Annotated in this window: 15 protein-coding genes; 13 read left to right on the top strand and 2 right to left on the bottom strand. The window is 63.1% G+C overall.

Going from position 1 to position 14,586, the window contains the following annotated elements:
* Positions 1 to 131 precede the first annotated feature (131 nt).
* Positions 132 to 1,493, top strand: coding sequence for an NAD(P)-dependent oxidoreductase (locus WA950_RS00700; RefSeq protein WP_424549749.1), 1,362 nt, complete (start codon positions 132 to 134; stop codon positions 1,491 to 1,493).
* A gap of 12 nt (positions 1,494 to 1,505) precedes the next feature.
* A complete protein-coding gene (gene preA / locus WA950_RS00695; RefSeq protein ID WP_424549748.1) occupies positions 1,506 to 2,819 on the top strand; it encodes an NAD-dependent dihydropyrimidine dehydrogenase subunit PreA in 1,314 nt (437 codons plus the stop codon).
* A 155-nt stretch (positions 2,820 to 2,974) separates the two neighbouring features.
* Here the strand turns inward: preA and WA950_RS00690 are convergent, their stop codons facing one another.
* A complete protein-coding gene (locus WA950_RS00690) occupies positions 2,975 to 3,613 on the bottom strand; it encodes an exopolysaccharide biosynthesis protein (RefSeq protein WP_424549747.1) in 639 nt (212 codons plus the stop codon).
* 120 nt (positions 3,614 to 3,733) lie between these two features.
* Between WA950_RS00690 and WA950_RS00685 the strand changes: the two genes are divergently transcribed.
* Positions 3,734 to 4,663 (top strand): DMT family transporter, encoded by a 930-nt coding sequence (locus WA950_RS00685; RefSeq protein ID WP_424549746.1) that lies wholly within the window; start codon positions 3,734 to 3,736, stop codon positions 4,661 to 4,663.
* Positions 4,664 to 4,688: 25 nt separating this feature from the next.
* Here the strand turns inward: WA950_RS00685 and WA950_RS00680 are convergent, their stop codons facing one another.
* The gene (locus tag WA950_RS00680; RefSeq protein WP_424549745.1) at positions 4,689 to 5,339 is read right to left on the bottom strand and encodes a TetR family transcriptional regulator C-terminal domain-containing protein; all 651 of its coding nucleotides are present in this window, start codon (positions 5,337 to 5,339) and stop codon (positions 4,689 to 4,691) included.
* 273 nt (positions 5,340 to 5,612) lie between these two features.
* On the opposite strand from WA950_RS00680, the gene WA950_RS00675 reads away from it, so the two are divergent.
* The 10 genes from WA950_RS00675 to WA950_RS00630 all read left to right on the top strand — a co-directional run bounded on the left by WA950_RS00675 (position 5,613) and on the right by WA950_RS00630 (position 14,505).
* Entirely contained in the window at positions 5,613 to 6,863 is a 1,251-nt protein-coding gene (locus WA950_RS00675) for a Zn-dependent hydrolase (RefSeq protein ID WP_424549744.1), read from the top strand.
* On the top strand, positions 6,860 to 7,300 hold the full coding sequence (locus WA950_RS00670) for a hypothetical protein (protein WP_424549743.1): 441 nt from the start codon (positions 6,860 to 6,862) through the stop codon (positions 7,298 to 7,300). Before WA950_RS00675 ends, WA950_RS00670 begins: the two co-directional genes overlap by 4 nt.
* Entirely contained in the window at positions 7,297 to 8,751 is a 1,455-nt protein-coding gene (gene hydA / locus WA950_RS00665; protein WP_424549742.1) for a dihydropyrimidinase, read from the top strand. Before WA950_RS00670 ends, hydA begins: the two co-directional genes overlap by 4 nt.
* Positions 8,751 to 8,927: a hypothetical protein gene (locus WA950_RS00660; protein ID WP_424549741.1), complete on the top strand. Its 177-nt coding sequence runs from the start codon at positions 8,751 to 8,753 to the stop codon at positions 8,925 to 8,927. The genes hydA and WA950_RS00660 overlap by 1 nt, the downstream gene beginning before the upstream one ends.
* Before the next feature lie 175 nt (positions 8,928 to 9,102).
* Positions 9,103 to 9,897, top strand: a complete 795-nt coding sequence (locus tag WA950_RS00655) for an ABC transporter ATP-binding protein (RefSeq protein WP_424549740.1) — start codon at positions 9,103 to 9,105, stop codon at positions 9,895 to 9,897.
* Positions 9,897 to 10,232, top strand: coding sequence for a hypothetical protein (locus WA950_RS00650; protein ID WP_424549739.1), 336 nt, complete (start codon positions 9,897 to 9,899; stop codon positions 10,230 to 10,232). Before WA950_RS00655 ends, WA950_RS00650 begins: the two co-directional genes overlap by 1 nt.
* A 3-nt stretch (positions 10,233 to 10,235) precedes the next feature.
* The gene (locus tag WA950_RS00645) at positions 10,236 to 11,120 is read left to right on the top strand and encodes an ABC transporter permease (protein ID WP_424549738.1); all 885 of its coding nucleotides are present in this window, start codon (positions 10,236 to 10,238) and stop codon (positions 11,118 to 11,120) included.
* The gene (locus WA950_RS00640; protein ID WP_424549737.1) at positions 11,117 to 11,986 is read left to right on the top strand and encodes an ABC transporter permease; all 870 of its coding nucleotides are present in this window, start codon (positions 11,117 to 11,119) and stop codon (positions 11,984 to 11,986) included. The genes WA950_RS00645 and WA950_RS00640 overlap by 4 nt, the downstream gene beginning before the upstream one ends.
* 21 nt (positions 11,987 to 12,007) lie before the next feature.
* Complete coding sequence (locus WA950_RS00635) at positions 12,008 to 13,000, top strand: ABC transporter substrate-binding protein (RefSeq protein WP_424549736.1); 993 nt, start codon at positions 12,008 to 12,010, stop codon at positions 12,998 to 13,000.
* Positions 13,001 to 13,344: 344 nt separating this feature from the next.
* Positions 13,345 to 14,505 (top strand): efflux RND transporter periplasmic adaptor subunit, encoded by a 1,161-nt coding sequence (locus WA950_RS00630; RefSeq protein ID WP_424550047.1) that lies wholly within the window; start codon positions 13,345 to 13,347, stop codon positions 14,503 to 14,505.
* The last annotated feature ends 81 nt before the right edge of the window (positions 14,506 to 14,586 follow it).

The raw sequence follows: 14,586 nt of genomic DNA, 5'->3' as shown, positions 1-14,586 counted from the left end.
AAATCTCATGTTTAAATTTGCCAAACCACCCGGAAAACCAGCATTTCTCAGGAAATTTTACCGTTTGATAAAAAAATAAACCTGAGTTACCGTTCCCTTATTCAAAAAGCCCACTCGAATGGGAGATAACTATGGGAACGACGCAATCTGGGATCCATAATGGGCGTCTTGCGCCCGCCGAATACGAGACGAACTTTTCAGACCTCCACCCGCGCCTCGACGACCATGAGGCGCTGGTCGCAGCCGACCGCTGCTACTTCTGTCATGATGCACCGTGCATGACGGCCTGTCCCACCTCCATCGACATTCCACTGTTCATCCGCCAGATCTCGACGGGCAACCCGCTCGGCTCGGCCAAGACGATTTTCGACCAGAACATCCTTGGCGGCATGTGCGCCCGCGTCTGTCCCACTGAAACGCTCTGCGAACAGGCCTGCGTGCGCAACACCGCCGAGCATCGCCCCGTCGAGATCGGCCGCCTGCAACGCTACGCAACCGACGTGGCGATGACGGAAAACAAGCATTTTTACGAGCGCACGGCGCGCACCGGCAAGGCGATCGCTGTCGTCGGCGCCGGCCCGGCAGGCCTTGCCTGCGCCCACCGGCTTGCCATGGCCGGCCATGACGTCGTGATCTTCGAGGCCCGCGAAAAAGCCGGCGGCCTCAACGAGTACGGCATCGCCACCTACAAGGCGGTCGACGACTTCGCACAGCGGGAAGTCGACTATGTGCTCGCCATCGGCGGTATCGAGGTGAAGAACGGCCTGAAGCTCGGCCGCGATTTCTCGCTCGCCGACCTCAGCGCCAATTTCGACGCCGTCTTCCTCGGCATGGGCCTTGCCGGTGTCAACGCGCTCGGCGCGGAGGGCGAAAACCTTCCCGGCGTGGTCGATGCGGTCGATTTCATCGCGGAACTGCGCCAGACGGCGGACAAGGCCACCCTTGCGGTCGGCCGGCGGGTCGTCGTCATCGGCGGCGGCATGACGGCCATCGATGCGGCCGTGCAGGCAAAGCTGCTCGGCGCGGAGGAAGTGACGATCTGCTACCGCCGCGGCAAGGAGCACATGAACGCCTCACCCTTCGAGCAGGATCTCGCCACCTCCAAGGGCGTGATGATCCGCCACTGGCTCCAGCCCAGGCGCGTCATCGCAAAGGACGGTCACGTCGCCGGCATCGAGATGGAATATACCGAACTGCGCGACGGCAAGCTCGTCGGCACCGGGGAAACCGGGGCGCTTGCCGCCGACCAGATTTTCAAGGCCATCGGCCAGACTTTCGAGGCCGCCGGCCTCGGCTCGCTGGCAATGTCCGGCAACCGCATCGCCATCGATGCCGAAGGCCGCACCTCCGTCGCCAATGTCTGGGCCGGAGGTGACTGCGTGAAGGCGGGCGAGGACCTGACGGTCACGTCGGTCGCTCAAGGTCGCGATGCCGCCGATTCGATCAACCGCATGCTGGCTGCCGCTGCGCAGCCTTCCATTGCCGTCGCTTGAGGGAGATGAGACATGGCTGATCTTCGCAACAACTTCGTCGGCATCAAGTCGCCCAACCCGTTCTGGCTCGCTTCCGCACCGCCGACCGACAAGGCCTACAATGTCGAGCGCGCCTTCAAGGCCGGCTGGGGCGGCGTGGTCTGGAAGACGCTCGGCGAGGCAGGCCCGCCGGTCGTCAACGTCAACGGCCCGCGCTATGGCGCGATCTGGGGCGCCGACCGCCGCCTCCTCGGCCTCAACAATATCGAACTGATCACCGACCGCGACCTCTACACGAACCTGCGCGAGATGAAGCAGGTCAAGATGAACTGGCCGGATCGGGCGCTGGTCGCCTCGATCATGGTGCCCTGCGAGGAGGAGAGCTGGAAGGCGATCCTTCCGCTGGTGGAAGAGACCGGCGCCGACGGCATCGAACTCAACTTCGGCTGTCCGCACGGCATGTCCGAACGCGGCATGGGCGCCGCCGTCGGGCAGGTGCCGGAATATATCGAAATGGTCGTGCGCTGGTGCAAGCAATATACGCGCATGCCGGTCATCACCAAGCTGACACCGAATATCACCGACGTGCGCAAGCCCGCCCGCGCGGCAAAGGCGGGCGGCACCGACGCCGTGTCGCTGATCAACACGATCAACTCGATCGTCTCCGTCGATCTCGACAATTTCGCACCCAACCCGACGGTCGGCGGCAAGGGTACCCATGGCGGCTATTGCGGCCCGGCGGTCAAGCCCATCGCGCTCAACATGGTGGCCGAAATCGCCCGCGATCCTGAAACCTACGGCCTGCCGATCTCCGGCATCGGCGGCGTGACGACCTGGCGCGACGCCGCGGAGTTCCTGGTGCTTGGCGCCGGCAACGTACAGGTCTGCACCGCGGCGATGACCTACGGCTTCAAGATCGTGCAGGAAATGATCTCGGGCCTTTCCGACTGGATGGACGCCAAGGGCCACCGCGACCTCGACGACATCTGCGGCCGCGCCGTGCCCAATGTCACGGACTGGCAGTATCTCAACCTTAACTACATCGCGAAAGCCCATATCGACCAGGATGCCTGCATCAAGTGCGGCCGCTGTCACATCGCCTGCGAGGATACCTCGCATCAGGCGATCACGCAGTTCGTCGATGGCATCAGGCATTTCGAGGTGATGGAAGACGAGTGCGTCGGCTGCAATCTCTGCGTCAACGTCTGCCCGGTGGAGAACTGCATCACCATGGTCGGGCTGGAACCCGGCGTGCTCGACCAGCGCACCGGAAAGCCCGTCGACCCGAACTACGCCAACTGGACCACCCATCCGAACAACCCGATGGCGCGCCAGGCTGCGGAGTAAAACGAAACAGCCGGGGTCTTTGGCCCCGGCCGCTCTTCAACACTTTCACCGGTCCTCCCGGCCACCCACGCTCCTCTTCCGTCACCCTCGATCCGAGGTCCCGACGGAAGGCGGGGCGTGGGTGGTGAGCCGGGAGCGCTTTTCGGCTCGAAGGCCTATCCGAAGATATTGAAACTCTGTCCGGCGCTATAGGCCAGCAGCGCAAGGCCCGCGAAATAGACGATCGTCAGCACGACCATCACGTAACCAGCGAGAACCACCAGGCCGTCACGCTGCGAAATGCCGGCGGCGAGCAGCAGGATGGCGACGCCCGGCAGCGTGTTGGAAAAGGGAATGAGCCCGAGCGGCGCCATGAGCAGAAGGCCAGCCCCCATCAGCACGAGACCGTTCACCCGGTTCATCACCGCACCGGAAGTCAGCGACATCATGCGCGGCTTGAAGAAGCGATCGAACTTGCGCAGGAACGTCACGCCGCGCTCCAGCACGGGCCTAAGCTTGCTGCTTTCGAGCCGACGGTCGGCGACCTTGCCCGGCAGCCAGGGCAGGCGGTTGAGCGTGATCGCCGCACTGATCAGCACGATGCCGGCTCCAAACACCGTCGAAACGCCGGGGATCGAAACCGGGAAAAGGAAGGGCAGCGACAGGAAGGCACAAAGCAGCAGGAGACCGCTCTCCCCCATCATCGACAGAAGATCGCGCAACGTGATGTGCTCGCCCTTGATCGAGTGGATGATGTCCTCGAGCAATTCGCTCGTCTTGCGATCCGTGTCCTTGAAGCCGATGGCCGTCGTCATGAAGTGTCCTTTCGAATATCGCGGGCATATGGGCGGAGATTGCGGCTTTCCTGTGGGGGTGGCGCGCCGCTCCGCAGGGGGCTATGAGCATGCCTCGATACAGACAATAGGATGATTTTCTTGACGAAGCGTATGCCGGCCCCGATGGGCCATGCCGTTCATGCCAAAGGCCGTGAAAAGCTCAAGGGTCATCTCGCCATGCTGCTCTTCGCCGTGCTGATCGCCGGCTCCTTCTCCTTCGGCGGACTGGCCGCACGCTACATGGATGCAGAGCCGCTGATGCTCTGGCGCTATATCCTGACCATCGGCGTGATGGCGGCGCTTGCCTTCGGCGTTTTCCGTGTCCCCGCCACCCTGCCGAAGGAGATCTGGCGCTTCCTGCTGCTCGGCGGCCTCATCGCGGTCTATATGCTGACGATGTTCATGGCGCTGGAATTCACCAGCCCCGTCGCCACCGGCGCGGTCTTCACCCTGATGCCGCTTCTGAGCGCCGCCTTCGCGCTGCCGGTGCTGGGCCAGAAGACCCGTCCCGGCGTGCTCGCAGGCCTGGTCATCGCCGCAGCCGGCGCGGTGTGGGTGATCTTCCGCGGCAATATCGACGCGATTGTCTCCTTCGACATCGGCACCGGCGAGATGATCTTCTTCATCGGCGTCTTTTGCCACGCGCTCTACGTGCCGCTGATCCGCCGCTTCGACCGCGGGGAATCCGCCGTCGCCTTCGGCTTCTGGGTCACGGTGGGCGCGACGCTCTGGCTGATTCCGCCGGGCATCAAGGGCCTCCTTGAGGTCGATTTTTCCGCCCTGCCCTTTTCCGTCTATGCCGCCGTCACCTATCTCGCGGTCGTCACCACGGCCGGCACCTTCCTGCTACTGCAATATGCCTCGATGCGCCTGCCGGCCTCCAAGGTCCTCGGCTACGGCTATCTGACACCGAGCTTCATCATCCTGCTTGAAGGCCTTCTCGGCCACGGCTGGGCAAGCATTCCGGTGCTGGTCGGCGCTCTCGTCACCGCAGGCGGCCTTGCGATGATGGCCTTGCTGCCGGATTGAACAGCGGCCTTGCGTGAAGGGCCTGTCAGGCCGGCTGATCGCTGATATGCAGGCCGTTCAGGAAGAGTTGCTCGAGGAAGCGCGCCGCATCCTCGAACCGCCCGGCATCCGAATGGTCCTGCCCCAGCACGGCGCGGACCTGAACATCGAAGTCGGCATAGTGCTGCGTCGTCGACCAGATCGAAAAAATGAGGTGGTACGGATCGCATTTGGCGATCTTGCCCGCCTTGGCCCATGAGCGGATGACCTCCGCCTTCTCGTCGACGAGGGCCTTCAGCGGACCTTTCAGCTCGTCCTCGATATTCGGCGCGCCCTGCAGGATTTCATTGGCGAAAAGCCGGCTTTCGCGGGGAAAATCGCGCGCCATTTCCAGCTTGCGGCGGATATAGCTGCGGATCTCCGAAACCGGATTGCCCTGCGCATCGAATTCACGCAGCGGATCGAGCCAGGTATCGAGAACCCGGGTGATCAACGCCCGGTGCATCGCCTCCTTGGTGCGGAAATAGTAGAGCAGGTTCGGTTTGGACATGCCGGCCACATCGGCGATCTGATCCACCTTTGCGCCGCGGAAACCGTGGAGCGAAAAGACCTCCAGCGCGGCTTCGAGGATCTGCTCCTCCTTCGCTTCCTGGATGCGCGTGCGTCGCTGTGTCCTCGCCGCCCTCGGTAATGCCATCATGCCTCCCGGGCCTCTTCCGTCGCGCGGAAAAGTGCCGTCAAATCCACCAGTTTAACCAGCCGCCTTTTTCTTGGCGCTCTACCGAGGTTTTTGGTTTTTCGGCTTGAGTGCCGCAACGGAAGCTGTAATGTTTACCAACCGGTCAAATTATCAGGCAGTTGTCAAGTAAAGGCAACTACTGTGAACGGACGGCGCAAAACAAACAATCGCGCTGCCAGCCGGTGGGAACAAATAGGGCCTCAAGAGCCCGAAGACGTGGGAGCATACGACATGGCCGCACCCGGCGAGAACATGCGTGTCAACGCGGACCGCCTATGGGATTCCCTCATGGACATGGCGAAGATCGGCCCCGGCATTGCCGGCGGCAACAATCGCCAGACGTTAACCGATTCCGACGCCGAAGGGCGGCGTCTCTTTCAGACATGGTGCGATGACGCCGGCCTGACGATGGGCGTCGACACGATGGGTACCATGTTCATGACGCGCGCGGGTTCCGATCCCGACGCCCTGCCCGTCTATGTCGGCTCGCACCTCGATACCCAGCCGACCGGCGGCAAATATGACGGCGTGCTCGGCGTGCTCGCCGGCCTCGAAGTCGTCCGCTCGCTGAACGATCTCGGCATTACGACAAAGCACCCCATCGTCGTCACCAACTGGACGAACGAGGAAGGTGCCCGCTTCGCCCCCGCCATGCTCGCCTCCGGCGTCTTTGCCGGCGTGCATACGCAGGACTACGCCTATAGCCGCAAGGATCCCGACGGAAAGACCTTCGGCGACGAGCTGAAGCGTATCGGCTGGATCGGCGACGAGGAGGTCGGCGCGCGCAAGATGCACGCCTATTTCGAGTATCACATCGAACAGGGCCCGATCCTCGAGGCGGAAAACAAGGCCATTGGCGTCGTCACCCATGGCCAGGGCCTGTGGTGGCTGGAATTCACGCTGACCGGCCGCGAGGCCCATACCGGCTCGACGCCGATGGCCATGCGCGTCAATGCCGGCCTTGCCATGTCGCGCATCCTCGAAATGGTGCAGACGGTCGCCATGGACAACCAGCCGGGCGCCGTCGGCGGCGTCGGTCAGGTTTTCTTCTCGCCGAATTCGCGCAACGTGCTGCCCGGCCAGGTCGTCTTCACGGTCGACATCCGCTCGCCCGACCAGAACAAGCTCGACGGCATGCGCGCCCGCATCGAGGCGGAAGCGCCGAAGATCTGCGCGGCGCTCGGCGTCGGCTGTTCCGTCGAGGCGGTCGGCCATTTCGATCCCGTCACCTTCGACCCGACGCTGGTCGCCACCGTGCGCAAGGCTGCCGAGGACCTCGGCTACAGCCACATGAACATCATTTCCGGCGCCGGCCACGATGCCTGCTGGACCGCCAAGGTCGCGCCCTCCACGATGATCATGTGCCCCTGCGTCGGTGGTCTCTCGCACAACGAGGCGGAGGATATCTCCAAGGAATGGGCCGCCGCCGGCGCCGATGTGCTGCTCCATGCGGTGATCGAAACGGCGGGGATTGCGGAATGAGTCCAGACAAGCTCCCGGAAGACACCGAAGCCAGCGGCGGCGAGAAGGCGACAATCGAATACTCCTTCACCATGCGCCTGAACGGGCTTTCTCAGGCTGAAATCGACCATTTCGTCGCTGATATCGATGGCTGGACGATAAAACCCGGGCCTGACGAAATCTTCCTATACCCTCGCGGTGAGGATGGCGTCGGCGGTAACGCCGGCGAGTACCTGCACGGCGTCATTTCCCGTCATGAGAAAGTGTTCTCGGCAGCCGCGCAGATCGGCACCTCCCGCGAGATCAGCCTCGCAATCTATTTCGACGCAAACCGGATCGCGGCGATCTGCCCCGACTTCGACACAGCGATCATCCGGCGTCTGGCGGACCTGAAGTTCTCGCTCGAAATCTGCGTATTTCCGAGCAGCTTTGAAGATGATGAAGGGACGGAAGAATGAGCACTGTCATCAAGGGCGGAACCATTGTTACCGCGGACCTGAGCTACAAGGCGGACGTCAAGATCGAGGGCGGCAGGATCGTCGCGATCGGCCCGGACCTCTCCGGCGACGAGGTGCTGGATGCGGCGGGCTGTTATGTCATGCCGGGCGGAATCGATCCGCATGTGCATCTCGAAATGCCCTTCATGGGCACCTATTCGGCCGACGACTTCGAAAGCGGCACGCGCGCCGGCCTTGCCGGCGGCACGACCATGGTGGTCGATTTCTGTCTGCCCGATCCCGGCCAGTCGCTGCTGGACGCGCTCAAGCGCTGGGACAACAAGTCGACCCGCGCCAACTGCGACTATTCCTTCCACATGTCCGTCACCTGGTGGGGCGAACAGGTCTTCGACGAGATGAAAGCGATCGTCGACGAGAAGGGCATCAACACCTTCAAGCACTTCATGGCCTACAAGGGCGCGCTGATGGTGAACGACGACGAGATGTTCGCCTCGTTCCAGCGCTGCGCGGCGCTCGGCGCACTGCCGCTCGTCCATGCGGAAAACGGCGACGTGGTCGCCGCCATGCAGGCAAAGCTGATGGACGAGGGCAACAACGGCCCCGAGGGCCACGCCTATTCGCGCCCGCCCTCCGTCGAGGGCGAGGCTACGAACCGCGCCATCATCATCGCCGATATGGCGGGCAGCCCGCTCTATGTCGTGCACACCTCCTGCGAACAGGCGCATGAAGCCATCCGCCGCGCGCGCCAGAACGGCATGCGCGTCTATGGCGAACCGCTGATCCAGCACCTGACGCTCGACGAGAGCGAGTATTTCAACAAGGACTGGGACCATTCCGCCCGCCGGGTGATGAGCCCGCCCTTCCGCAACAAGCAGCATCAGGATTCGCTCTGGGCCGGCCTTGCGAGCGGTTCGCTGCAGGTGGTGGCGACCGACCATTGCGCCTTCACAACCGCCCAGAAGCGCACGGGCATCGGCGATTTCCGCGCGATCCCGAACGGCACCGGCGGTCTCGAAGACCGCATGCCGATGCTGTGGACCCACGGCGTCAATACCGGCCGCCTCACCATGAACGAGTTCGTGGCCGTCACCTCCACCAACATCGCGAAGATCCTCAACGTCTATCCGCGGAAGGGCGCCATCCTCGTCGGCGCCGACGCCGATATCGTCGTCTGGGATCCGAAACGCTCCAAGACCATCTCCGCAAAAAGCCAGCAGTCCTCGATCGACTACAACGTCTTCGAGGGCAAGCAGGTGACCGGCCTACCGCGCTACACGCTGACGCGCGGCGTGGTCGCCATAGAGGAAAGCACCGTCAAGACCCGCGAGGGCCACGGCCAGTTCGTCAGGCGCGAGCCGTTCACCGCCGTCAACAAGGCGCTTTCGACCTGGAAGGAAATCACCGCCCCGCGCAAGGTGGAGCGTAGCGGCATTCCGGCGAGCGGCGTGTGATGCACGCCGCCCGCTCGCTCCCCGCCCTTCTTTTCGGCTTTGCTCTCGCCGGTCCGGCGGGGGCGGCGGCCGGCCTTGTCGGTTCGAGCTGTGGCGACCAGGCACATGGCGGCAGCGACACCAACAGCTTTCCCGACGGCACGCTCCGGGGGCCGCTGACGAGGTGCGAGCAGTGACGGTCAGGCATCAGACACCCAACCTGCTTTTTCACCGCCATCCTCTCGTTTCCCGGCTCGGGCAGAAGATTTCCGCGCCTGGAGCGATACCGCAGACAATGCCGATTGCAATGCTGAGTATGGACATGCAGTCTGCCCAAAACCGCGCTGTGCGAGGCGCCGAAAGATGAGCTGCATGTCCCCATCCGATACTGTCGTCTCAGCAAAAGATCTCGGTCTCACCTTCCAGACCGCCGACGGCCCGGTCACGGCGCTGACCGGTGTTAATCTCTCAGTCGAAAAGGGCGATTTCGTCTCCTTCATCGGCCCTTCGGGCTGCGGCAAGACGACGTTTCTGCGCGTCATCGCCGACCTCGAAAAGCCGACCTCCGGCGCGATCACGGTCAACGGCATGACGCCGGAAGAAGCCCGCAGGCAACGCGCCTACGGCTACGTCTTCCAGGCCGCCGCGCTCTATCCCTGGCGCACGATCGAGAAGAACATCGCGCTGCCGCTCGAAATCATGGGCCACTCGCGGCAGGAGCAGAAGGCTCGCGTCGAACGCACGCTCGACCTCGTCAATCTCTCCGGCTTCGGCAAGAAATATCCCTGGCAACTTTCCGGCGGCATGCAGCAACGCGCATCGATTGCCCGCGCGCTCGCCTTCGATGCCGATCTTCTCCTGATGGACGAGCCCTTCGGCGCGCTCGACGAGATCGTGCGCGACCACCTCAACGAGCAGCTCCTGAAACTGTGGGCCGCCACCCGAAAGACGATCTGTTTCGTCACCCATTCGATCCCCGAGGCGGTCTATCTCTCGACGAAAATCGTCGTCATGAGCCCCCGCCCCGGCCGCGTGACCGATATCATCGAATCGCCGCTGCCCAGGGAGCGTCCGCTTGGCATCCGCGAAACGCCGGAATTCCTCGAGGTCGCCCATCGGGTCAGGGAGGGGCTGCGCGCCGGCCACAGCTATGAGGAGCACGCCTGATGAAGCTCTCCTTCATGCTCTGGCTCGCCGGCTCGACGGCTGTCTTCATCGGGGCGGCCACCGCATCGCGCGCCTATGTCGGCACGACCAACATCCTCTACCTGGCGCTCTCGTTGACCCTCTACATCGTGGGCAACCTGTTGATGCTGAAATTGATGAGGGAGGGCGGGCTTGGCCTTGCGGTCTCGCTCTCCGCCATCACGCAGCTTCTCATCATCAACGTCATCGCCTTCCTGTTCTTCGGCGAACGGCTGAGCACCACCCAGCTTGCCGGCGTCGGCCTCGGCATTCTCGCCATGGGGCTGATGCTGCTGCCCTCCCCGTCGCGGAGCTGACCCATGGAACAGGCAAGCTTCCTTCGTGACCGCCTGCTTCCGATAGGCACCGTCCTCATCGCGCTCATCGCGCTCTGGTACGTCTTCGTCGTCGTGCTGAACGCGCCCTTCGAGCGCGACAAGGCGGCCCGCGCCAATACGACCATCAGCTTCATGGAACTGCTGCCGAAGACGATGGCGCAGGAGCGGCCGGTGCTGCCGGCCCCGCACCAGGTCTTTGCCGAACTGTGGGACACGACCGTCAACAAGGCGATCACCTCGAAGCGCAGCCTCGTCTATCATTCCTGGATCACGCTGTCGGCGACATTGCTCGGCTTTGCCATGGGGGCGGTTCTCGGCGTCCTTCTCGCCATCGCCATCGTGCACAATCGCGCCATGGACCGCTCGCTGATGCCCTGGGTCATTGCCAGCCAGACGATCCCGATCCTCGCCATCGCGCCGATGATCATCGTGGTGCTGAACGCCGTCGGCATTTCCGGCCTGATGCCGAAGGCGCTGATCTCGACCTATCTGTCCTTCTTCCCGGTCGTCGTCGGCATGGTGAAGGGGCTGCGCAGTCCCGAACAGATTCAGCTCGACCTCATGCACACCTACCATGCCTCCGGCGCGCAGACCTTCTGGAAGCTGCGCTGGCCGGCCTCCATGCCCTATCTCTTCACCTCGCTGAAGGTGGCGATCGCCATCTCGCTCGTCGGCGCGATCGTCGGCGAATTGCCGACCGGCGCCGTCGCCGGCCTTGGTGCCCGCCTGCTCGCCGGCTCCTACTACGGCCAGACGGTGCAGATCTGGGCGGCGCTCTTCATGGCCGCGGCGGTGGCGGCGCTGCTCGTCATCGTCGTCGGCATCGCCCATAGCCTCGTCCTCAAGCGCATGGGGGAACGGGCATGAACCTCTCCATCCTCATCGCCGCCATCGTCTTCTGGCTCGCCGCCTGGGCGTTCAACGAATGGCTGGTGCGGCAGAAATTTTCGAGCCCCGCCGCCGACCGGACCGCCCGTCTCGCCGTGCCGCTGATCTTCGGCGCCACCATCCTCGTGCTGTGGGAAGGCATCGTGCGGGGCTTCAACATCCCCTCCGTGCTGCTGCCGCCGCCAAGCATGATCTGGGTGCGGCTGATCAATTCCGTTCCCACGCTCTGGGCGGACTTCCGCCAGACCTTCCTGAAATCCGTACTCGTCGGCTATGCGCTCGGCTGCGGCCTCGGCTTCCTCGTCGCGGTTCTCATCGACCGCTCGCCCTTCCTGCAGAAGGGCCTGCTGCCGCTCGGCAATTTCGTCTCTGCACTGCCGGTGATCGGCATTGCTCCCATCATGGTCATGTGGTTCGGCTTCGACTGGCAGTCCAAGGTCGCCGTCGTCGTCATCATGACCTTCTTCCCCATGCTGGTGAACACCGTCTCCGGCCTTGCCGCGACCAGCCATATGGAACGGGACCTGATGCGCACCTACGCCGCCGACTGGTTCCAGACCCTCGTCAAACTCCGGCTTCCCGCCGCCTGGCCCTTCATCTTCAACGCGCTGAAGATCAATTCCACGCTCGCACTCATCGGCGCCATCGTCGCCGAATTCTTCGGAACGCCCATCGTCGGCATGGGCTTCCGGATTTCCACGGAAGTGGGCCGCATGAATGTCGACATGGTTTGGGCCGAAATCGCGGTTGCCGCGGTGGCTGGCTCTGCCTTCTACGGGATCGTCGCGCTTATCGAGCGGGTCGTCACGTTCTGGCACCCGTCTGTCCGCGGTGGACAGGCGTAAAATAAGAAAGAGGGAACTGACATGAAAACGAAGATCGCATCGCTGCTTCTGGCAAGCGCCTTCTCGCTTGCCGCGTTCCAGGCCGAGGCCGCCGACAAGGTGACGCTCCAGTTGAAATGGGTCACGCAAGCCCAGTTCGGCGGCTACTACGTCGCGAAAGACAAGGGCTTCTACGAAGAGGAAGGCCTCGACGTCGAAATCAAGCCGGGCGGCCCCGACATCGCCCCCGCGCAGGTGATCGCCGGCGGCGGCGCCGACGTCGTCGTCGACTGGATGCCGTCTGCCCTTGCCACCCGCGAGAAAGGCGTACCGCTCGTCAACATCGCCCAGCCCTTCAAGTCGTCGGGCATGATGCTGACCTGTCTGAAGGAATCCGGCGTTACCGGCCCGGAAAACTTCAAGGGCAAGACGCTCGGCGTCTGGTTCTTCGGCAACGAATATCCGTTCCTGTCCTGGATGAGCCACCTGAAAATCCCGACCGAGGGTGGGCCGGACGGCGTGACGGTCCTCAAGCAGGGCTTCAACGTCGATCCGCTGATCCAGAAGCAGGCTGCCTGCATCTCCACCATGACCTACAACGAATACGGTCAGGTTCTCGATGCCGGTATCAAGCCGGAGGACCTCGTGACCTTCAAGTATGAGGACCAGGGCGTCGCGACGCTGGAAGACGGTCTCTACGTGCTGGAAGACAAGCTCAAGGACCCGGCCTTCAAGGAAAAGATGGTCAAGTTCGTGCGCGCCTCCATGAAGGGCTGGAAATATGCCGAGGAGCACCCGGACGAAGCCGCGGATATCGTTCTCGAAAACGATTCCACCGGTGCACAGACCGAAGCACACCAGAAGCGCATGATGAGCGAAGTCGCCAAGCTGACCGCCGGCTCAAACGGCGCGCTCGACGAGGCGGACTACAAGCGCACGGTCGCCTCACTGCTCGCCGGCGGTTCGGATCCCGTCATCTCCAAGGAGCCGGAAGGCGCCTGGACGCACGAGATCACAAACGAAGCACTCAAGTAATCCTCATTTCGAGGAAAACAGCGCGTGCGGGGCCCTGCCCCGCACGTTTGGTTTCAGGCAGCCGAAAGCGCCGCGATTGCTGGCGAAATTCCAAACGCATAAAATAATGAGGCACCATTCCGTTGCCTCTTGTAAGGTGAACGGACGCGGATTACATAGACCGCACAGCAAGAGCAGGGAGAGGCTGAGGAGCCTTCCATGTCGCTATGCTGGCAGGGAATAAAGTCCGGCACAAAGTATAAAAAGAACGTCCGGACCAAGATCATAAAGTCATGCTCTTTGGGAAAGTTCGGCTTATGGCTTCTGGACACAGGAAAGTCTTCTCTTTTTCCGCCGCCGCTTTCATGACGCTCACCCCGGTTCTTGCCTTCGCCGCCGATGCGGCCACCGGCAAGGCCACCGAACAGCAGCAGTCACAAAATCTTCCAGCGATCGTCGTCACCGCCGCTGAAACGCGCGCCATCGTCGACCGCGTGATCGCGACGGGTACGATACAGGCCGTCGAGGAAGTCTATGTCAGCCCACTCGTCGAGGGCCTTTCCATCCGCACGCTGGCCGCCGATATCGGCGATACCATCGAGGCCGGCGGCACGCTCGCCACGCTGAACGACGATGCTCTGCTGCTGCAGAAGAGCCAGACCGAAGCATCTCTCGCCAAGGCCGAAGCCGCGCTTGCACAGATCGAGGCGCAACTCGTCGAGGCGAAGGCCAATGCCGACGAGGCCGTCCGCGTTCGTGACCGCGCCCAGAGGCTCGTCAAATCCGGCTCGCAATCCCAGGCAAATGCCGACCAGGCCATCGCCGCCGCGGATGCCGCTCTTGCCCGTCTCAATTCGGCAGAGCAGGCGATCACGGTTTCGCAAGCCGACATCAAGGTGGCCCAGTCGCAGATCGACGACATCGACCTGAAGCTCGCCCGCACGGCGGTGAAATCGCCGGTTGCCGGCGTCGTCTCCGCCCGCACGGCGAAGGTTGGCGCAATCGCCAGCGGCAGCGCCTCACCGCTGTTTACCGTGATCCGCGACGGCGAAATCGAACTGAAGGCCGACGTTTCGGAAGACGGGATCCTCAAGCTGGCGCCGGACCAGAAAGCAAGCGTCACGCTCGCCGGCGGTGCGGCAAAACTTACCGGCAAGATCCGCCTCGTCGAACCGACGCTCGACCCGCAAAGCCGTCTCGGCCATGTCTATATCCGCTTCGACGAACCCGGCAAGGCACGCGCCGGCATGTTTGCCAGCGCCGAGATCATCGTCGAGGAAAGACAGGGCATCGCCCTGCCGCTTTCCGCCATCACCACGGCGGACGGCAAGACGGTGGCACGCAAGGTGGAGAGTGGCGTCGTCAAGCTGGTCCCGGTCGAAACCGGCATTCAGGATGGCCAGGTGATCGAGATCGTCAGCGGCCTTGCCGCCGGTGACGAAGTGGTCGCCAAGGCCGGCGCCTATGTTCGCGATGGCGACCGGGTCAATCCGGTTCACGCCGAAGAGGCATCCGCCACGAAATGACATGAAGGCCTCGCCGCGGCGGGGCTGCCTTTGACTGTGCAGTCGGAAATACCGGGCCCGGTGCCCGGGGCATGACGAGCA

The organism is Shinella sp., from assembly GCF_049651085.1.
Lineage (GTDB): Bacteria > Pseudomonadota > Alphaproteobacteria > Rhizobiales > Rhizobiaceae > Shinella.
The sequence above is the reverse complement of the archived record's forward strand: the minus strand, read 5'-3'. Positions and strand labels throughout refer to the sequence as shown.